Origin of the sequence: Amycolatopsis sp. NPDC006125, from assembly GCF_040614195.1 — a bacterium.
GTDB lineage: Bacteria > Actinomycetota > Actinomycetes > Mycobacteriales > Pseudonocardiaceae > Amycolatopsis_E > Amycolatopsis_E tucumanensis.
The window spans coordinates 12,503-32,531 of record NZ_JBEXTZ010000073.1 but is presented as its reverse complement, the minus strand read 5'-3'; the positions used below and the strand labels follow the sequence as shown (position 1 = coordinate 32,531).

Genomic DNA, 20,029 nt, shown 5'->3' with positions numbered 1-20,029 from the left:
GGAAGGAAAAGTGCGTCATGCAGGTCGACGAATTGCTGAAGCCGTTCCCCATCAAGGAGTTCCACCCGTTCCCGCGGGCGCTCCTCGGCCCCGGGGCCCACGAGATGATCGGCCCGGAGGCGCTGAAGCTGGGCTTCAAGAAGACACTGGTGATGACGAGCGGGCTGCGCGGGTCCGACATCGTCCACAAGATCACCGAGTCGATGAAGTACCACGGGCTCGAGGTCGTGCTCTACGACAAGGTCGAGTCCAACCCCAAGGACTACAACGTCATGGACGCGGTGAAGCTGTACCAGGAGAACAAGTGTGACAGCTTCGTCTCCATCGGCGGCGGCTCCTCGCACGACGCCTGCAAGGGCGCCCGCATCTCGGTCGCGCACGACGGTCGCAACGTCAACGACTTCGAGGGCTTCAACAAGTCCGAGAACCCGCGCAACCCGCCGCACATCGCGGTGTCCACCACCGCCGGCACCGGCTCGGAGACGTCGTGGGCCTACGTCATCACCGACACCACCACCGACCCGGACAACCCGCACAAGTACGTGGCGTTCGACGACGCCTCGGTCGCGACGCTGGCGATCGACGACCCGGTGCTGTACTATAGCTGCCCGATCGACTACACCGCGCAGTGCGGTTTCGACGTGCTGGCCCACGCTTCCGAGCCGTACGTGTCGCGGCTGAACTTCGAGCCGTCGCTGGGCAACGCGCTGCGGGCCATCAAGCTCACCGCGGAGAACCTGCGCCAGGCCACCTGGAACCCGAGTGAGCTGTCCGGCCGTGAGGGCATGATGTACGCGCAGTACATCGCCGCGCAGGCGTTCAACTCCGGCGGGCTCGGGATCATCCACTCCATCTCGCACGCGGTCAGCGCCTTCTACGACACCCACCACGGCCTGAACAACGCGATCGCCCTGCCGCGCGTGTGGGCGTTCAACATGCCGGTGGCGTACAAGCGGTTCGCCGACATGGCCGAGGCGATGGGCGTGGACACGCACGGCATGACCGACGTGCAGGCGGCGGACGCCGCCCTGGCGGCCGCGATCCGGCTGCTGCGCGACGTGGGCATCCCGGAGAAGTTCACCGACGTCACCCAGGACAGCTACTCGAAGAACCGGCTCGGCCAGGGCCCGACGAAGTTCTACGAGCAGGCGAGCGTCATCAAGGGCGACGACGAGGACGTGGACCGCATCACGAACCACGTCCTCGGCGACGCCTGCACGCCGGGCAACGCCAAGGAATGCACCTTCGAGACCGTGCGTCCGGTGGTCGATCACTGCATGAACGGCGACCTGGACGACCTGCTCAGCTGACTCAACCGCCGGGGGCGGGCTGGACGGGGCCGCCCCCGGCACCCCTACCGAGGAGGGTTTGGCGTGACCGCATTCGACTCCGTCGAGGAGGCGGGGAAGGCGCTCGCGGCGCAGGGTTATCTGACCGACGACCGGCTCGCGACGATGGTGTTCCTGATGACTCGGCTGGAGAAGCCGGTGCTGCTGGAGGGCCCGGCCGGCGTCGGCAAGACGGAGCTCGCGAAGTCGCTCGCCGCGGCCACCGGGCGGCGGCTGCTGCGCCTGCAGTGCTACGAGGGCCAGGACGAAGCCAGCGCGCTCTACGAGTGGGACTACGGCAAGCAGCTGCTCTACACCCAGATCCTCCGCGAGAAGATCGGCCAGCTCGTGGCCGACGCGCCGGACCTGCACGACGCGGTCGACCGCATCGGCGCGCAGGAGAGCGTGTTCTTCTCCGAACGCTTCCTCGCCGCGCGCCCGCTGCTGGAGGCGGTCCGCTCCGAGGAACCGGTGGTGCTGCTGATCGACGAGATCGACCGCGCCGACGAGGCGCTGGAGGCGGTGCTGCTGGAGATGCTGGGGGAGTACCAGATCTCGGTGCCGGAGATCGGCACGTTCACCGCCCGCAACCGCCCGTACGTGATCCTCACCTCGAACAACACCCGCGACCTCGCCGCCGCCCTGAAACGCCGCTGCCTGCACCTGTTCCTCGACTACCCGTCGGCGGAGCGTGAGCTGGACATCGTGCGCAGCAAGGACACCGGCCTGCCCGAGGCGCTGGCCCGCCAGCTCGTGGAGATCGTGCGCGGCCTGCGTGAGCTGGAACTGCGCAAGTCGCCCAGCATCTCGGAGACCATCGACTGGGCGCGCACGCTCGCCGTGCTGGGGGCCGACGAGCTGACCGCGCCGGTGCTGTCGGACACCGTGTCGGTGGTGGTGAAGTACGACAAGGACGTGCGCAAGGCCCTCGAAGCCCTGCCGCGGCTGGTCGACCCGAACGCCGAGGTGCCCGAGACCCTGCACGGCCACGGACACGGGCACGGCCACGGCCACTCGCACGAGGCGCCGAAGGTCAGCGCCGACCGCGGCAGCCGGTCGTTCGGCCGGCGGTCCTAGGGACACGCGATGGAGGCCAGTCTGCACCGGTTCGTGCGGCTGCTGCGGCTGCGGGACGTCCGCATCTCGGTGCCGGAGACCATCGACGCCCTGCGCTGCGCGGCCGAGCCCGGCATCCTCGCCGACCGGGCCGTGCTCAAGGAGGCGCTGCGGCTCGCGCTCGTCAAGGACCACCGCGACGACCCGGCGTTCGACGAGATCTTCGACGCCTTCTTCGCGCTGGTGCGGGTCGGGCCGTCCGAGCACGGGCACGGCCACGGGCACAGCCACGACGACCTGTCCGACACCGGCGAGCTGGAGAGCTTCACCCTCTCCGAAGAGCCGAGCGAGACCCCGCAGCAGGGGCACGAGCACGGCAAGCCCAGCGACATCCGGGACTTCTTCGACCAGTCGGACCTGGCGCAGCAGTACAACCTGCACCAGGAGGCCAACAAGATCGACCTCGCCTCGATGACCGACGAGATCGTGTTCTCCACGGACAACGCCGTCGCCGGCGACGCCGGCTACCGGGTGCAGCTGGACACCGACCGCCTGCACGGCGCGGGCGCGCCCGGCCGGCTGTCCCAGGAGACCGGCACGAAGGTGGACGCCGAGCTGAGCATCGCCGAGCAGGACGCGCTGCTCGGCTGGCTCGAACAGGCCGCGGACGGCGACGAGGACGACGCAGCCCAGTTGCGCCGCCGCCTCGCCGGGGTGCTGGAGAACCTGCCGGAGGCGTTGAAACGGCACCTGGAAGCGTTGCTGGAGCTGGAGAACACGGTCGTCGAGACGCGGGAGAAGCGGGCCGCCCACGTCGACCAGGCCGGGGAGAGCGAGCGAGCCGAACTGGAGGAGTCGTTGCGCCGGCTCGCGTCGTCGCTGCGCGGCGCGCTGACGCACCGCAGGCGCATCGCCAGCGCGGGCCGGGTCGATCCGGGCCGCACCATGCGCCGCAACATGCGCTTCGACGGCATCCCGTTCAGCCCGGTCACCGTGCGGCGCGCGGAGGACCGGCCACGGCTGGTGGTGCTCGCCGACGTCAGCCTGTCCGTGCGGGCCACCGCGCGGTTCACCCTGCACCTGGTGCACGGCCTGCAGAACCTGTTCGCGCAGGTGCGCTCGTTCGCGTTCGTCGACGACATCGCCGAGACCACCGAGCTGTTCGCCGAGCACTCGGTGGAGCGCGCGCTCGGCCTGATCTTCGGCGGCGACGTCCTCGACGTGGACGCCAACTCGAACTACGGCGCCGCGTTCGGCGAGTTCCTGGCCGAGCACTCGTCGGCCGTGACCCGCCGGACCACCGTGCTGGTGCTGGGCGACGGGCGGGGCAACGGCAACGACCCGAACCTGGGCGCCTTCGCCGAGATCTCCCGGCGCGCGCGGGAGACCATCTGGCTCACCCCCGAGCCGCGTTACTCGTGGGGACTGGGCGGCTGCGACCTGCCCGCCTACGCCGAGTACTGCAGCAAGGTCCGGGTCGTCCGCGATCTGTCCGGATTGGACCGCGTCGCGCTGGACCTGGTGACCCGATGACCGCCGCGCTGGACCCGCTCGCGCCGTTCCCGGTCGCCGAGTACCTCGACGACCTGGTGCGCGTGGTGCGGGCCGAGGACGACGGGCGGTCCGCGGTCGTGCGCACCCCGCACTTCCGGCTGCACCGCGCCGGGCGGCGCATCGAGGTGAGCCACTGCCTGCGTCCCGACCAGTTGCACAACGGCCTGACCGCGCTGCTGATCGACGAGCTGTTCACGCCCGGCTGGCTGTGCGGCCAGGACATCTTCGAGCGCGTGTTCTGCGGCGTCGTCCGCAGCACCGTGCCCGACCCGGCCCGCGCCTGGGAAACCTTCTACGCCAACACCCTGGAGCACCTGCGCGATCCCCGCACCGCGCCCGGACTGATCGCGGGGATCGCGCCGGTGTACGCGCGGGTGCTGCGGCTCGTGCCGCCGGGCAGCGTGCTGGACCTGGGCTCGTGCTTCGGGTTCCTCGCGCTGATGCTCGCGCAGCGCCCGCGCACGACCGTGATCGCCTCCGACATCGTGGCCGGAACCATGCGGGTGCTGGAGACGGTCGCCGCCGCCATGGACACACCGCTGCGCACGATGGTGTGCGACGCGGCGCGGGTGCCGCTGCCGGACCGGTGCGTCGACACCGTGACGGTCGTGCACCTGCTGGAGCACCTCGATCCCGCGACCGGCGCCGCGGTGCTGGCCGAGGCCCAGCGGCTGGCCCGGTCCCGGGTCGTCGTCGCCGTCCCCTTCGAGGAGGTCCCCAACGCCGACTACGGTCACGTGCGCCGCTTCGACCTCGCGACGCTCACCGGACTCGGGTCGGCGAGCGGATGGCGCCACCGCGTCTCCGGTTTCCACGGTGGCTGGCTGATCCTGGACCGCCGTCCCGCCTGACCGCGTTACCGCTCAACGAGGAGCACACGATGACCACTGCCGTTGCCACCGAAGCCCCCGTCCGCACCGAGATCACGGGCGATCCGGCCCTGATCGGGGTGCCCACCTTCATCGTCGGCGCGATCGCGCTCGGCCTGGTGCTGACCGGTTACGTCCCGGCCGGCGCCGTCGGCGCGTCCATCGCGATCATCCTGCCCGCCACCGGCCTGGGCCAGCTGGTCGCCGCCGTCTGGGCGGCCGCGCTGGGCCAGAACGCGGTGGCCGCCGTCTTCGGCGTGTTCACCGGTTTCTGGCTCAGCTACGCCGCGCTCGTGCTCGGCCTGATCCACGGCTGGTTCGGCATCACCGCCGACGCCGCGGTCGCCACGCAGGGCCTGTTCCTGATCGCCTGGCTGGTCACGGTGGTCCTGCTGACGCTGGGGACCCTGCGCCTGCCAGCCGCGTTCACGCTGTTGTTCACGCTGATCGACATCGCGCTCGCGCTGGTGCTCTACGGCACCGTGAGCGGTTCCACCTCGGCCACCACCGCAGGCGGGTACGTCGTGTTCGCCTTCACCGCGGTCGGCGTCTACCTGTTCGCCGGCGCCCTGTCGACGGCGACCGGCGGTCGCGGCCTGCCGCTGGGCCGTCCGGTCCTGCGCTGAGGCCGGGGCACCGGGCGGGCCACCCCGCCCGGTGCCTCAGATCAGGCCCCGCTTGCTCGCCTCGTACACCACTTCCGCGCGGCTGGAGGCGTCGATCTTGCGCATGATGTTGCGGACGTGGAACTTCACCGTCGTCTCGGAGATGAACAGCCGCGAGCCGATGTCGCGGTTGCTCAGCCCGCGCGCGAGCAGCTCCAGCACCCCTTGCTCCCGGCTCGTCAGCACCGGCTCCTCGGGCGCGGTGCGGATCGACCGGACCATCGCCGAAGCGGACCGCGAGTCGAACGCGCTCTCGTTGCGCGCCACCGCCCGGATCGACGACACCAGCCCGGTCGTGTCCACGTCCTTGATCACGTAACCGCGTGCGCCGCGGTGGATCGCCTCCACCACCAGCGCGTCGTCGAGGAACGTCGTCAGCACCAGCACCCCGAGGTCCGGGTACCGGGCGGTCAGCTCCGAGCAGATCTCCAGGCCCTCGGTGTCGGAGCCGGTCGACAGCTTCAGGTCCAGCAGCACGATGTCCGGACGGGTCCGCTCGACCACCGCGCGCGCTTCGGCCGCCGTGGCCGCCTCCCCGATGACGGTGATGTCCTCCTCGCGCTCCAGGATGGACCGCAACCCCTGCCGGACGATGGCGTGGTCGTCCACCAGCACGATCTTCAACGTCCGCTCACCCGTGATCATCACGCCGCCTCCGTGTCCAGCGGCAGCGGTATCTCCAGCAGCAACAGGATCCCCCCGATCCGGGACCGCCGGATCGACAGCGTCCCGCCCAGTTCCTCGGTACGGGCCCGCATGTTCGCGAGCCCGCGGTGCGCACCCGCCAGGTCCGTCGCCGAGGACAGCCGCAGCATCCGGCGCAGCTGCGCCGGATCACCGTCCCCGTCGTCGGCGATGGACAGCCGGATGGAGTCCGCGCGGTAGTCCAGCCGGATCCGCGCGCGGGCCGCGCTGGTGTGCATCACGGTGTTGAACAGCGCCTCGCCGGTGATGCGCAGCAGCGAGTGCTCGGCCTCGCCGGGCAGCGGGACCGGCTCGCCGTGCACCGACACGCTCACCGTCAGGTCCGTCGGCAGGTGCACTGTGGACAGCCGTTCCAGCAGCACCGGCAGCGAGCCGGACGGCTCGGACTCGGAGTGGTGCAACGCGTAGATCGCCGCGCGCAGCCGTTCCACCGCGTGCCGGGTCAGGTCCTTCGCCCCGGTGAGCTTCTCCCGTAGCGCAGCGAGGTCCGCACCCGGCTCGGTCATCTCGGCGCGGCAGATCTCGATCATCATCCCGGCCGACAGGACGTCCTGCGTGACGCTGTCGTGCAGCTCGCGCGCGATCCGGTGCCGCTCGTCGTCGAGCGCCTGCCGCTGCATCACCTCGATCAGCCTGCGCTGCGTCTCCTGCAGCTCGGCGTTGCGGGCGGCCAGGTCGCGCGCCTGCTGCTCGGCCGCTTCGGACAGCGCCTCGGTCCGCCCGCGCAGCTGCATGGTGGCGTGCACGAGGTAGGAGTTGTGCAGCGCGACCGCGGCCTGGTTGGCCAGCACCCGCAGCACCGCCAGGTCGGTGTCGGCGATGTCCATGCCGGGCGCGGGCCGGGCGGCGATCCCGCCGACGGGCTCGCAGTCCAGGGTCATCGGCACCCGCACCCCGGACTCGGCGGGGTCCCCGGCCTCCCACGGCCTGCTCCGCAGGATCCGCAGGTGCGCGAGCGCGTCGGGCGGGAACAGGCGCTCGTCCTCGACCAGCTCGCCGCCGGTGAGCAGCAGGAACCGCGGCCGCGCCGCGCGCAGCGCGCCGTCGGCGACCGCGAACAGCAGCCAGTCCGCCTGCACGTGTTCCGCCGCGGCCCGCACTACCGCCTCGACCAGCGCCCGGGGGCCTTCACCGGTGCGCACCAGCGCGCGGGAGATGCGGTCGAGGGCGCCGACCGCGCGCTCCAGCCGCTCCGCCGTGCGCACGTACTCCGGGTAGAAGGACCGCTTGCCCGATCGCACACCGGTCAGCGCGCCGAGGTAGTTCTCCGTCGTCATGGTCTACAGCGCCTGCCGGAACAGAGCCGCCACGTCCGCCGCGCTCGCCGTGCGCGGGTTGGTCGCCAGGCACGCGTCCTGCAGCGTGGTGCGGGTCAGGGTGTCGATGTCGGCCTCGGTGACGCCGAGCGCGGCCAGCCCCCGCGGCACGCCGACGGCGTCGGCCAGCTCCCGCACCCGGCAGGCGAACAGCTCGGCCACCTCGTCCGCGGGCTTGCCGGCCACGTCGATCCCGGTCGCCGCGGCCAGCGGGACGAACCGCTCCGGCTCGGTGGCAGCGTTGAAGCGGATCGCGTGCGGCAGCAGCACGCCGTTCAGCACGCCGTGCGGGGCGTCCAGCAGGCCGCCGACCTGGTGACTCATCGCGTGGGTGATGCCGAGGATCGCGTTGGTGAACGCCATCCCGGCCTCCAGCGCGCCCTGAGCCATCGCGATGCGCGGGTCGGCCGCCCGCGGGTGGACCATCGTGTGCAGCAGGTTGCGGGTGATGAGCGTGGCGGCGTGCAGCGCGTGCTGATCGGTCAGCGGGTTGTGCGCGCGGGACACGAACGACTCGACCGCGTGGGTGAGCGCGTCCAGCCCGGTCGCCGCGTTCAGCTCGTCCGGCATCGTGATGAGCAGGCGCGGGTCGACGATCGAGATGTCCGGGACCAGCGTCCGGCTGATGATCGTGATCTTGGTGTGCTGCGTGGTGTCGGTGACGACCGCGAACTGGGACACGTCCGCGCCGGTGCCGGACGTCGACGGGGCCATGACCAGCGGCGGGATCGGCTGCACCACCTTGTCCACTCCGGCGTAGCCGAGGATCGTGCCGCCGTTGCCGGACAGGATCGCCACGCCCTTCGCGGCGTCGATGCACGACCCGCCGCCGACCGCGATGATCACGTCCGCGCCGACCGAGGCGTACTGCTGGTAGGCGGCCTCGATCTCGTGGTCCTTGGGGTTCGGGGTGACACCGGAGAACACCACCGGCCGCAGCCCGGCCAGCCGCAGGTGGCTCTCCGCCTCGTCGACCCAGCCGGCCTCGATCAGGCCGGGGTCGGTGACCACGAACGGGCGCCGCGCGCCCACCCGCAGGGCGGCGTGGCCGAGTTCGGCGAGCGAACCCGGGCCGAACACGACTTCCGGCACGTGGAACTTGGCCAGCTCGGCGGGCTCGGACCGGGTCCGTGCGACGCACGGTCCGGTGAGGCGCTCGGACTTGTCGAGGACCCTGCCCGTCACGGCGACCTCCCGCGGCTCACGGTCCCCGCGGCGGCGCGGCGACCGCTCCCACGGTACGTGACGGGGGCTGTCCGCGAGAACAGCGCCGGCCACGGCGCCGGGCAGTTTCGGCAGGTCGGACAGTCGTGGCATGGGGTGCTCCTCGTCCTTCGACCGCCTCGACGCTACCCCCTGAGGTGACGGCCGACACACTGTCCGGGTGGCTGCCCGCACCTGTCCGATCGGACAGGTTCTCACCCCTTGACCGGCGCCGTCCCCTCCGATCGGGCAGTGCCGCCGCCGGCGCCCGGCTGCGACGGTGCTGGTACCGGCGACGAGGCCGGAGCGGCGGAGGGAGCGGGACATGGCGGTCCTCGACCGGCAGGGCAGGCGCAGCATCACCGGGATGGCCGTGACGGTGGCCCTGTTGCACGTGATCGGCTGGGGCACGCTGGTGCTGCTGGTGGTGCCCGGCCACTACGCGATCGGGCAGGCGGGGGTGTTCGGCGTCGGCCTCGGCGTCACGGCGTACACCCTGGGCATGCGGCACGCGTTCGACGCCGACCACATCGCCGCCATCGACAACACCACCCGCAAGCTGATGATGGACGGCAGGCGCCCGCTGTCGGTCGGGTTCTGGTTCTCGCTCGGGCATTCCAGCGTGGTGTTCGGGCTGTGCCTGCTGCTCGGGCTCGGGGTGCGGGCGCTGGCCGGGCAGGTCACTTCGGACGGCTCGACGCTGCACGCCGTGACCGGCCTGATCGGCACGCTCGTGTCCGGCGGGTTCCTGCTGCTGATCGGGGTGCTGAACCTGGTGGCGCTGCGGCACATCGCGGCGGTGTTCCGGCGGATGCGCGCCGGCGACTACGACGAGGCCGAACTGGAGCGGCGGCTGGACGAGCGTGGTTTCCTGAACCGGATCCTGGGCCGGGTCGCGCGGTCGGTGCGCAAGCCGTGGCACATGTACCCGCTCGGCCTGCTGTTCGGGCTCGGGTTCGACACCGCGACCGAGGTGTCGCTGCTGGTCCTCGCCGGTGGCGCGGCGGCCTTCGACCTGCCCTGGTACGCGCTGCTGACGCTGCCGGTGCTGTTCGCGGCCGGGATGAGCCTGCTGGACACCGCGGACGGGGTGTTCATGAACTTCGCCTACGGCTGGGCGCTGGTCACGCCGGTGCGGAAGGTGTTCTACAACCTCACGGTCACCGCGTTGTCGGTCGCGGTCGCCCTGGTCATCGGCGGTATCGAACTGCTCGGCCTGCTCGCGGAGCGGCTGAACGTGACGAGCGGACCGCTGGCCTGGGCGGCGAGCATGGACCTGGCCGACGTCGGGTACCTGCTGGTCGGCTTGTTCGCGGTGACCTGGCTGGTCGCGCTCGTGGTGTGGCGCGCCGGGCGGATGGGGCAGCGCTGGGCGCCCGAGGCCGCCGACTGACGGCGGCCCCGGGTCAGAACGGCCAGCGCGCGACGCGGCCGGCTTCCAGCAGCGGGATCATCCGGAACGCCGCGTCGGTCAGCCCGCCGAACGTGTGCCGGTTGCCCAGCCCGGACGGCGTGCCGCCGTAGCGGTACCCGGCGACGTTCCACACGTACAGCGGAACCCGGCGCGGCAACCCGCTCGACGCGTCCGCCGTCGCGGACTGCTCGTCGGTCAGGAGGACGACCCGGTCGTGCCGGCGGTAGTGCCTGCGCACCGCCGCCGCGGTGTTCGTGGCCGAGTACATGTCGAGGCTTTCCACGAACGGCAGCAGTGCGCCGTCACGCGGAACCTCGACCTCGCGGCTGTCCCAGCCGAACACCACGACCGTCGGCTTCTCCGCCCGCACCGCCAGCGCGCACCCGAACACGGCCGCCTGGTCGGCGAACGTGACGGACGAGCGCCGGTCCCGCGTCCACATGGAGGCGGACCGGTCGATCAGGATCAGCGTCCGCCCAGGCAGGGCGGGCACGTTGGCCAGTGACGCGTCCAGGGCACGCTCCAGAGCCGCGTGCCACCGCGACCGCGCGGAGCGGTAGGCGGACAGGAACCGGAACGGGAACTGCCGCGACCGCGCCACCTGGTCCGGATCGGCGAGCCGCGCCGCCACCTGGTCAGCCACCTCGTCCGGGATGCCGGCCTGGTCGAAATTCCGGAGGTTGCGCAGGAGCGCCATGTACCCCATGCCCGGGATGACGGCCTGCCAAGCCTCGGCGTCCAGCGGCCCCTGCAGCCACCCGGCCAGCGCCTCCCACGTCATGCCCGCCGCGCGCAGCTCCGCCGGGTCCAGTGCCGCCCGGCGCTGGTCGGCCGGGAGCGCCATGAGCGCCCGCCGCCGGGTCAGCACGGTCAGCTCCGGCGGCGGCGAACCGTCGCGCAGGATGTGCTCGAAGAGCGCGTCCTGCACGGCGTCCCGCGGCGCCGGGTGCACCAGCCGCAGCACGTCGGCGAACCGCACGCCGCGGTTGCCGCTGTCCCACTTCAGGAAGGACCGCTCGCCGTACAGTGCGCGCACCGCGTCGGCGATCCCGCGCTTGACCGGCTTGGGCAGGCGGCGGCCGCACCGCGCGAACCAGTACGCGATGAGCTCACCCGGCTCGTCCGCGCGCTGCAGGACGCTCGCCACCACGGCGCGGTTCGACGGCCCGTCGTCCGCACGGTTGTCCAGGCGTGCCTTGACGAACTCGGCCGCGCCGACGAGCGACGCGGAGCGCATGTTCGCCTCGGTGCGCAGCCAGCGCAGGAACCGGGCCGTCCACTGTGGATCGTCCAGGGCGACGCGGCGGACCAGGCCGGCGTACCGGCCGTCGCGGTCGTCCGCGGCCTCGTAGAAGGTGTCCTCGCCGACCATGTTCGCGACCGCGAGCAGGAACAGCTCCGATTTGGCGTCGCGGACGTGACCGGCGCCACCCTGGTGGTTGACGAGTCCGGGCACCGCGACCGTGACGATCGGGGATCGGGCCGCCGGTCTTCGGCGGAGCAGGTTGAACTTGGACATGCCGGCCTCGCAAGGGGAAGGGGAGAGCCGGCGACCTCGGACAGGCCCGAGAAGGAGTCGGCGAAGGTTGCACCTCCCGAGAGGAGGGCAGGAGTCGAACCTGTGTGCCAGAAGTAACCCTCGCCTGCGCACCGGGCCTGTCCGAAGTGGCCGGCGTGCGGAGATCAGCATACGAGCGCCGCGCCCTGGCACAAACCGGTTTTCCGCTCCCGGTGACGCTGCGTGCCCGGCAGTGGATCACACTAGTCCGGATGGAGGCTTTTCCTTGCCCCGAGCTGGGCGAGTGTGGATTGTTGAGCGACGTGAGCCAGTCCAGTGATCCGGCGACCGCCGACCCGGTGCGGGACCGAGCCCGGACCTTCGACCACCTCGACCCGGCCCAGGCCGCGACGATCCACGAGACGCTGGCAGCGTTCCGCAAGACGTGCCCGGTGGCGCACAGCGAGGCGCACGGCGGGATGTACGTCGTGACGAGGTTCGACGACCTGCGGCACGTGGCCCGGCACGGCGACACCTTCTCCTCCGCGGCGGAGGTCGGCGCCGTGGTCGTGGCGCCGGAGACCGGAGGGGTGATCGCGCCGCTGTTCGAGCAGGACCTGGAGGAGCACGCGGGCTGGCGCCGCCACCTGCAGCCGTTCTTCACTCCGCCCGCGGCGGCCGCGCACGAGGACTACATCCGGCGCGTGGCGCGGGAAGTCGTGGCCGGGCTGGCGCCGCGTGGGCAGGCGGACCTGGTGCCAAACCTGTGCGCGAAGATCCCGCCGCTGGTGATCGCGTCCCTGCTGGGAGTGCCGGAGGAACAGCGGCCGACGCTGGCCGCGCTGGTGCACGGCCTGGCGGCGGCTGACAGTGCCGCAGCCGCGGAGGCGATCGGCCGCGAGTACACCGAGTTCCTGCTGGCGCACATCCGGTCCCGGCGCGGCAAGACCGGATCGGACGTCCTCACCTCGGTGGTCAACAGCGAGATCAACGGCAGGCTCGCGAGCGACCACGAGCTGCTGAAGTTCGCGTTCCTGCTGATCGCGGCGGGCAACCTGACCACGACCGACCAGCTGGCCAGCATCCTGCTCGAACTCGCGCAGGACCCCGCGCTGCGCCGGCGGGTCGCCGCCGAGCCGGGGCTGATCCCGCAGCTGGTGGAGGAAAGCGTGCGGCACGAGTCGGCTGTCGCCGCGACCGGCCGCACGGTGGTGCGGGAAACGGAGCTGGCGGGCGTCCCGCTGCGCCCCGGCGACCGGATGCTGCTGACGTGGGGTTCGGGCAACCGCGACGAGGAGCACTTCCCGGACGGCGACGAGTTCCGGCTGGGCCGCCCGCGCCGCCCGCACCTCGGCTGGGGCGCAGGCGCCCACCGCTGCCTCGGCCTGCACGTCGCGCGGGTCGAACTGCGGGTCATCTGCGAAGAGTTCCTCGCGGCGATCCCGGAGTTCACGCTCCCGGAGGGCTTCGAGCCGGAACGAACCTACGGCGTTATCCGCGGTGTGAAAGCGCTTCCGGTGACCTGGCCCGTCTAGGAAGCGTCCGGCAAGTCATCGGAGCCGGAGGATGATGGCGGCGATGGTTGGTTCGGCTTCGTGGTAGGCGACGACCGCGTCGGGTCGGGATCGCGGTCTGCCTGGTCCGATCCGGGCGACCCCGAGCGCCTCGACGGCGGGCGTGCAGCCACTTTTCCGGGCGCCGGCAGCACGCAGGTGCGCCCGTACCACGCTCGAATCGACCGACGTGATTCACTCGCACGGCGCACCGGTAGGCAACTTCCACAGAATCCCGTGAGCACCCGCTGGAGCGGGAGTTGACTTTGACGCAGCGTCAACTTCTAACGTCGCTGCCATGTCGATCACTGTTCTGGACAGCTGCTCCGCCATGCGCCGGATCCTGCGGGCCCCGGTCGCCGAACGCCCCGAGCTGCTGCGTTCGATGCTCGAGGCCAACCGGGGCATGTACCGCTACTTCCCCGGCGAGCTCGACCTGGTGGCCCTGCACCTCCAGTCGTCCGGGTTCCCGATCGACCGGGACGAGGAGCGGTGCCTCGCGGCGCTGGACACGCTGGAGGCCGCCGGGGCTTGGGAGCGGATGCAACGCGCGCTCGACGACGCCCTCGCCGTGCTGGCGGAGGCGAACCCGGGGCTGGAGGTCCCGGACATCACCGTGCTGTTCGTGCTCGGTGATCCGGGTGACCAGCACTTCATGGGGCCCTGCAAGGGGTTGACCGGCTTCGGCGGCATCTCGGGCAACATCGCGATCACGTTCTGGCCCTTCCCGGAGAACGTGGAGCGGCTAGAGGCCACGGCCGTGCACGAACTCCACCACAACCTGCGGTGGGCGCCCGGCGGGGTCGTGTGGGACCCGATGACCGTCACCGTCGGCGATCACGTGGTCGGCGAGGGCCTGGCGGACGCCTTCGCCCGGGAGCTCTACGGCGAAGACCTCGGCCCGGCCCGCATCGGCGTGCCGTACCGGCAAGACGACGAGGTGTTCGCGAAGGTGCTCAGCGGGCTCGACGTGACGGGCATGGAGAACTTCACTGCCTGGGTGCACGGTGACCCCGGCGCCGAGCGCATGGGCGTCACCCCGGTGGGGTTGCCGATGGGCGGCGGGTACGCGGCGGGCCTGCGGCTGGTCGACACCTACCTGGAGGCGACGGGGAAGACCGCGGCGCAGGCCCTGCACGTCGAGGCGTCGGAGATCATCGCCGCCACCGTCGGACGCGGGTGACACACTGCGACCATGGAGTGGACCATCCAGGAGCTCGCGGCGCGGGCCGGCATCACCAGCCGGACACTGCGCCACTACGACCGCGTCGGGCTCCTGACCCCGTCCCGGATCGGCGCCAACGGTTACCGCTACTACAACGCCACCGCGGTGGCGAGGCTCCAGCGGATCCTGCTCATGCGCCGGCTCGGGATGGGCCTGCCCGTCATCGCCGGGGTCCTGGCCGAGGAGGTGGACGTGTGCGACGGGCTGCGCGCCCACATCGCTCAGCTGGAAGGGGAACGGGACCGCATCGACCGGCAGATCGGGTCGGTGCGCCACACCCTCGAGGCCCTGGAGGCGGGGGCGGAGCCGCAGATGGACGTCATGCTGGCGGGGTTCAACGACCACTACGAGGAAGAGGTGGTCTCCCGCTGGGGTGAGCGCGCGTTCCGCGCGGCGAACGACTGGTGGCACGGCAAGACCCTCGACCAGCAGCGAGCGTGGAAGCGGGCCGCCGAGGACCTCGTCGCAGCCTGGGTCGCGGCGGCGCGGAGCGGGATCGCCGCGACCTCGGAGCCTGCCCAGGCGCTCGCGGCCCGGCACGTCCAATGGCTGAGCCAGATCCCGGGCACCCCCACCGCCGACGGCGACCGGGAACGCTCGATCGAAATGGTGCACGCCATCGGCGACATGTACGTCGACGATCCCCGCTACGCGGGCATGTACGAAGACGCCACGAAAGCAGCCTTCGTCCGCGACGCGCTCCAGACGTACGCGCGGACCCGGATGTAGCCGCGCTGCGACTTCAGGCCGTCTCCTCCGCCTGCCGCGAGCGGCCCAGCGTGATGAAGAAGCACTCGTGGCACTCGAACCAGATGTTGTGGTAGGAGTCGACGAGGACGCCGGTCAGATGACTGTCCGAACCGGACTCGAAGGCCTCCCGTGCGCGGGTGAACCGCGCGCTGTACTCGCCGAAGTGCGGTGCTCCCGGCGTGATCTCCGCCAAGATCCGCTGCACTCCGCTGTCCACGGCGGCAAGCGCAGCGACGAAGTCCGCGGTCCCCTGGGTTTCGGCGCGGCCCTGCCAGTCCGCGCACAACTGCTTCAGCTCGTCGTTCAGCTTCCGGAACGCCTCGTAGTGCTCGGCGACGAGCGCGCGGGCCGCCGGGCTGATCCCAGTCATCCGCGCCTCCGCGGACTGCCTGCCGGCCGCGGTGATCTTCCACCCCAGCCGCGGCTTGCCAGTGTCCTCGGCAAGGCCGCGGGACGCCAGTTCGACCAGGGTGGCCGAAACCCGCTCCGGAGCGGAGCCGAGCGCCGCCGCGAGCGACTCGGGTGTGGCGCGTCCCCTGATGCGGAGAACGTGCAGCATCGGCGCCGCGATGTCGGCGGTCATCGGTGGTTCCTCCTCGGTCCCTGGGCGAGTACGCTTCCGCTTTTCCTTCCCCGAGCGGGATTCGAGCCACCCGAGCACAGGAGCGGACATGCGTGTGACAGCGAACGGAGCGACGAGGGTACTGATCCTCGACGGCTCCGTCGACCCGGACCCCGTGGTCGTCGGCGGCAAGGCAGCCGGTATCGCGCGCATGATCTCCGCGGGTTTCCCGGTGCCGCCCGCGTTCGCGGTGCCCACCGCGGTGTGCCGGGAGTTCCTCGACGGCGGTGACCCCGTGCTCGACGGGGTGTGGACCGAAATCCGTGCTGCGATGGGCCATTTGGAGCAACAAACCGGCAAGGGGTTCGGTTCGGCCGGTGCGCCGCTGCTCGTCTCCGTGCGCAGCGGCGCCGCGACGAGCATGCCCGGCATGATGGACACGGTCCTCAACCTGGGGCTGACCCAGGAGATCGCGGAGGCACTGGCGCGCACCCGCGGCGCGGAGTACGCCCGCGACACCCAGCGCCGCTTCGAAAAGCTCTTCGCCGAAGTCGTCGGCGGGGAGGTCCCGGCCGATCCGTGGGACCAGCTGCGTCTCGCGATCGCGGCCGTCTTCCGGTCCTGGCGTTCGCCCCGTGCGGTGGCCTACCGGCGCAAGCACGGGCTCGACGACGAGGCGGGCACCGCCGTCACCGTACAGGCGATGGTGTTCGGCAACGCCGACGAGCGCTCCGGAACCGGCGTCCTGTTCACCCGCAACCCGTCCACGGGCGACCCGGAACCGCTCGGCGAGTGGCTGACCCGCGCGCAGGGCGAGGACGTGGTGTCCGGTGCCCGCGCGCCCGAGCCACTGAACGCGCTCGCCCGGCTCCTGCCCGAGGTTCACGCCCGGCTCCTCGACCACGCGCGACGTCTCGAACAGCGCAATCGCGACGTGCAGGACATCGAGTTCACGGTGGAGAGCGGCAGGCTCTGGCTGCTGCAGACGCGCTCGGCGAAGCGTTCTCCCCGCGGTGCGGTCGCTTTCGCCGCGGCACTCGGCCGGGAGGGCCTCATCTCGCCGGCGGAAGCCGTCTCCCGGGTGACGGCGGACCAGGTGCGAGCCGTGCTGGTGCCCGGCCTGGACCCCGGCGCACGCGCCGCGGCCGCCCTGCTGGCGCACGGCACGCCGGCGTGCCCGGGGGTGGGCGCCGGGATCGTCGTGACCGATCCGGACGAGGCCGAAGCCCGTGCCGCCGACGGTGCTGCGGTGGTGCTCGCACGCCGGACGACCAGCCCGCACGACCTGCACGGAATGCTCGCCGCGGCCGCGATCGTCACCGAGGTCGGTGGCGCCACCTCGCACGCGGCAGTGGTCAGCCGCGAGCTCGGGGTGCCCTGCGTGGTCGGGTGCGGTGAGGGCGCCGTGACCGCACTCGACGGCGGGACGGTCACCGTGTGCGGCGACACCGGCGAGGTGCTGCGGGGAGAGCTCCCGGTCCGCGCAGTGTCCGAAGTGGACGACGACCTGCGCCTTCTGACGCAGTGGGCGCGTGCGGTCTCGCCGCTCGCGGCTTGGCGCCCGGATGAAGCGCCCGCCGGGGCCGAGGTCGTCCACGGGGTCGACGTCTCGTCCGACGCGGCTGTCGCGAACGCCTTGCGTGACAACGTTCGCGCCGTTGTCACGGAGCATCCGCTGCCGGTGATGCTGGCCGCGATCCACGCGCGTCCCTGACGTCGTGGGAGCCCAACAGTGCTGGGCTGCGACGGGGGGCGCTCTACCTGTGAAAACGCCTTCCCCCTGCGGTGGAAGGTTTTCGTTGTCCCGGGGGCTGGGTTCCGTAACCGATCAGTGTGTGGTTTGATTTGCCGTCACCGGCGCCGGGTCAGCCGATGCCACGAATTCAGCGGACAGGGCGAAACAGTTGCAGGAATCAGCCGCAGAGGAATCCCACGCGGGCCCACGGTGGCGGCGGGTGCTCGCGCGCCGAAGATCGACGACGAGCATCCGCAACCGCGTTCTCGCGATCGTGCTCATCCCCAGCGCCGCCCTGCTGGTGACGGGCGCTTCGGTCGCCGGCTACCTCATCTCGGAGGGCTTGGAGGCGCGGGACTTCTCCGGCTACCTCGGGCAGGCGATCGACCCGCTGGTCCAGTTCGAGTCGGTGGTGCAGCAGGAACGCACGATCTCCCTGCGGGCACTGGGCGGTGACCAGCAGGCGCGGGCCGGGCTCGCGGCGCAGCGGGACACCACGAACGCGGTGCTCGCCCAGATCGCCGGGCTCGCCGAGGTGGTGCAGAACCTGAACCCGGACGCGGTCTCGCAGTCCAACGCCGCGTTCGCCGAGCTGTCCGCCCAGATGACGTTGACACGTCAGGGGATCGACACGGGTGCCGTCGGCGCCGCCGACGTCGACGCCTTCTACACCGGGCTCGCCGGCGTGGTCATCACCGGGCTGGAGGGGTCGGCGCGCACCACCCCGGACGCGGCGACCGCCGCCGAGGAGACGACCGCGGTCGACCTGTTCTGGGTGACCGACCTGCATTCCCGTGCGGTCGGTCTCGCCGCGGGCGGCATGGCCAGGGGGACGCTGAGCGTGCCGGACCGGCTGGTCGTCGCCCAGCTGACCGGCGCCTACCGCAACCAGCTCCGAGCCTTGATCAGCCGCCTGACCCCCGCGGAGAAGGCGCGTTACGAACGCCTGATCGCCTCCGACGCGTGGCGGACCGCCACGGCCGTGGAGGACGACCTCGCCCAGCGCGGCAGGACCGACGTCCCGGTGGCCGGCTGGCTCGCCGCCGAGGAGCAGGTGTCCGCCGAGCTGCTCGGCCTGTGGGGCGACCACTTCCGGTACGCCGAGGGCCTCGCCAAGGACGCGGCGGACACGTCGCTGACGCAGTCGATCCTCGCCGGCTCGCTCGTGCTCGTGTTGTCCGCCACGGCTTTCGCCATCGCCGTGCGCGTGGCCAACGGGCTGGTGCGCCGGCTGCGGCGGCTGCGCACGAACACCCTCGAACTGGCCGACGAGAAGCTCCCCGCGATGGTGGCGCGCATCGCCGACGGCGAGGAAGTCGACGTCGACGCGGAGCTGACCAGGGTCGACCACGGCACCGACGAGATCGGACAGGTCGCCGAAGCCTTCGAAACCGCGCAACGCACCGCGGTCGCCGCGGCCGCGGCCGAGGCGAAGACCCGGGGCGGCTTCAACAAGGTCTTCCTGGACATCGCCCACCGCAGCCAGATAGTCGTGCACCGGCAGCTGGAGGTGCTCGACGTCGCCGAGTCCAAGCAGGGCGACCCGGAACACCTCGAGCTGCTGTTCCAGCTCGACCACCTCGCCACACACGCGCGGCGGAACGCGGAAAACCTCTTGATCCTGGGTGGCGGCCAGCCCGGCCGGAAGTGGCGCAACCCGGTGCGGCTGGAGGAGATCGTCCGCAGCGCGATCTCCGAGACCGAGGACTTCGTGCGGGTCAGCGCGGTCCGGCTGCCCGAGGTGAAGATCCTCGGCTCCGTGGTCGCCGACCTCATCCACCTCCTGGCCGAGCTCGTCGACAACGCGACGTCGTTCTCGCCGCCGGACGCCCCGGTGGCCGTGCGCGGCAACATCGTCGGCAAGGGCGTGGTGGTCGAGGTCGAGGACCAGGGGCTCGGCATCAGTTTCGAGGAACGCGAGCGTCTCAACGAGACACTGCGCAACCCGCCGGACTTCCAGGCCATGGCGCTGGCGGGACAGCGGCACCTCGGTCTGTTCGTGACCGGGCAGCTGGCGAAGCGGCACGAGATCACGGTCAGCCTGCAGGAGTCCGCCTACGGCGGGATCAAGGCGATCGTGCTCATCCCGTTGTCCGCCACCGAGATGGAGGAAACGGTGCCGCAGCAGCAGCTGTCCTCCGCGGCCGCGCGCACGGGCAGGCACCAGGCGGTGCGGCCGGACTTCGTCCCGCAACCGGCGCAGGATCCCGTGCCGCGATTGCCCCGCAAGGCCGACGGCGGCCACCGGCAGTGGCCCGAGGAGGAGCCGGAGCCGGTCCCGCAACCCGCCGCCGCACCGACTTTCGACGCGTTCGAACCGGTGACGCCGGTCGTGGCCGCCGAGCGGCCGCAGACCCCGGCGCCGCGTGAGCGGCCGTCGGGTTCCTCGCGCAGCACGCGCCCACCGCTGCCCCGGCGCCAGCGACAGGCGAACCTCGTGCCGCAGCTCCAGCTGAACGAGCAGGAGACCCCGAAAACCAGCAAGCCCAGGCACACCCGCAGCCCCGAGGAGGCCCAGAACTCGATGTCGGCCTTCCAGCGGGGAACGCGCCAGGGGCGCGGCCTGCCGACTGAGCACAACCGATGAACACGAATG

Annotated in this window: 16 protein-coding genes; 11 read left to right on the top strand and 5 right to left on the bottom strand. The window is 71.6% G+C overall.

From position 1 onward, the window contains the following. Positions 1 to 17 precede the first annotated feature (17 nt). From mdo to ABZ193_RS30375, 5 genes are all read left to right on the top strand, one after another. Positions 18 to 1,310 carry an NDMA-dependent methanol dehydrogenase gene (gene mdo, locus ABZ193_RS30395; protein WP_017984507.1) on the top strand — a complete coding sequence of 431 codons (1,293 nt, stop codon included), beginning with the start codon at positions 18 to 20 and terminating at the stop codon, positions 1,308 to 1,310. 63 nt (positions 1,311 to 1,373) lie between these two features. Next, positions 1,374 to 2,405, top strand: coding sequence for a MoxR family ATPase (locus tag ABZ193_RS30390; RefSeq protein ID WP_354712402.1), 1,032 nt, complete (start codon positions 1,374 to 1,376; stop codon positions 2,403 to 2,405). A gap of 9 nt (positions 2,406 to 2,414) precedes the next feature. Next, positions 2,415 to 3,917 (top strand): VWA domain-containing protein, encoded by a 1,503-nt coding sequence (locus tag ABZ193_RS30385; protein WP_354712401.1) that lies wholly within the window; start codon positions 2,415 to 2,417, stop codon positions 3,915 to 3,917. Further along, the gene (mftM, locus tag ABZ193_RS30380) at positions 3,914 to 4,789 is read left to right on the top strand and encodes a mycofactocin oligosaccharide methyltransferase MftM (RefSeq protein ID WP_020420250.1); all 876 of its coding nucleotides are present in this window, start codon (positions 3,914 to 3,916) and stop codon (positions 4,787 to 4,789) included. Before ABZ193_RS30385 ends, mftM begins: the two co-directional genes overlap by 4 nt. 29 nt (positions 4,790 to 4,818) lie before the next feature. Continuing rightward, positions 4,819 to 5,433 carry a GPR1/FUN34/YaaH family transporter gene (locus tag ABZ193_RS30375; RefSeq protein WP_027934347.1) on the top strand — a complete coding sequence of 205 codons (615 nt, stop codon included), beginning with the start codon at positions 4,819 to 4,821 and terminating at the stop codon, positions 5,431 to 5,433. Positions 5,434 to 5,469: 36 nt separating this feature from the next. Here ABZ193_RS30375 and ABZ193_RS30370 read toward each other — a convergent pair whose 3' ends face one another. From ABZ193_RS30370 to ABZ193_RS30360, 3 genes are read right to left on the bottom strand one after another with little or no spacing between them, the layout of a single operon-like run. Then, entirely contained in the window at positions 5,470 to 6,117 is a 648-nt protein-coding gene (locus ABZ193_RS30370; protein WP_027936198.1) for a response regulator transcription factor, read from the bottom strand. Continuing rightward, positions 6,117 to 7,454, bottom strand: coding sequence for a histidine kinase (locus tag ABZ193_RS30365; protein ID WP_354712400.1), 1,338 nt, complete (start codon positions 7,452 to 7,454; stop codon positions 6,117 to 6,119). The genes ABZ193_RS30370 and ABZ193_RS30365 overlap by 1 nt, the downstream gene beginning before the upstream one ends. Before the next feature lie 3 nt (positions 7,455 to 7,457). Continuing rightward, entirely contained in the window at positions 7,458 to 8,810 is a 1,353-nt protein-coding gene (locus ABZ193_RS30360) for an iron-containing alcohol dehydrogenase (RefSeq protein WP_354712399.1), read from the bottom strand. 211 nt (positions 8,811 to 9,021) lie between these two features. Here ABZ193_RS30360 and ABZ193_RS30355 point away from each other — a divergent pair, with 211 nt between their 5' ends. Beyond that, complete coding sequence (locus ABZ193_RS30355; RefSeq protein WP_354712398.1) at positions 9,022 to 10,089, top strand: HoxN/HupN/NixA family nickel/cobalt transporter; 1,068 nt, start codon at positions 9,022 to 9,024, stop codon at positions 10,087 to 10,089. 13 nt (positions 10,090 to 10,102) lie between these two features. On the opposite strand, the gene ABZ193_RS30350 is transcribed toward ABZ193_RS30355, so the two are convergent. Further along, positions 10,103 to 11,629 (bottom strand): TROVE domain-containing protein, encoded by a 1,527-nt coding sequence (locus ABZ193_RS30350; protein WP_354712397.1) that lies wholly within the window; start codon positions 11,627 to 11,629, stop codon positions 10,103 to 10,105. Positions 11,630 to 11,931: 302 nt separating this feature from the next. On the opposite strand from ABZ193_RS30350, the gene ABZ193_RS30345 reads away from it, so the two are divergent. The 3 genes from ABZ193_RS30345 to ABZ193_RS30335 all read left to right on the top strand — a co-directional run bounded on the left by ABZ193_RS30345 (position 11,932) and on the right by ABZ193_RS30335 (position 15,115). After that, positions 11,932 to 13,143 carry a cytochrome P450 gene (locus ABZ193_RS30345; protein ID WP_354712413.1) on the top strand — a complete coding sequence of 404 codons (1,212 nt, stop codon included), beginning with the start codon at positions 11,932 to 11,934 and terminating at the stop codon, positions 13,141 to 13,143. Positions 13,144 to 13,459: 316 nt separating this feature from the next. After that, positions 13,460 to 14,344 carry a DUF2268 domain-containing putative Zn-dependent protease gene (locus ABZ193_RS30340; protein ID WP_354712396.1) on the top strand — a complete coding sequence of 295 codons (885 nt, stop codon included), beginning with the start codon at positions 13,460 to 13,462 and terminating at the stop codon, positions 14,342 to 14,344. A 12-nt stretch (positions 14,345 to 14,356) separates the two neighbouring features. Next, positions 14,357 to 15,115, top strand: a complete 759-nt coding sequence (locus ABZ193_RS30335) for a MerR family transcriptional regulator (protein WP_354712395.1) — start codon at positions 14,357 to 14,359, stop codon at positions 15,113 to 15,115. Between the two features lie 13 nt (positions 15,116 to 15,128). Here the strand turns inward: ABZ193_RS30335 and ABZ193_RS30330 are convergent, their stop codons facing one another. Then, a complete protein-coding gene (locus ABZ193_RS30330) occupies positions 15,129 to 15,719 on the bottom strand; it encodes a hypothetical protein (RefSeq protein ID WP_354712394.1) in 591 nt (196 codons plus the stop codon). A gap of 88 nt (positions 15,720 to 15,807) precedes the next feature. Between ABZ193_RS30330 and ABZ193_RS30325 the strand changes: the two genes are divergently transcribed. Then, positions 15,808 to 17,412: a pyruvate, phosphate dikinase gene (locus ABZ193_RS30325; protein ID WP_354712393.1), complete on the top strand. Its 1,605-nt coding sequence runs from the start codon at positions 15,808 to 15,810 to the stop codon at positions 17,410 to 17,412. 241 nt (positions 17,413 to 17,653) lie between these two features. Next, positions 17,654 to 20,020 carry an ATP-binding protein gene (locus ABZ193_RS30320; RefSeq protein WP_020420238.1) on the top strand — a complete coding sequence of 789 codons (2,367 nt, stop codon included), beginning with the start codon at positions 17,654 to 17,656 and terminating at the stop codon, positions 20,018 to 20,020. The last annotated feature ends 9 nt before the right edge of the window (positions 20,021 to 20,029 follow it).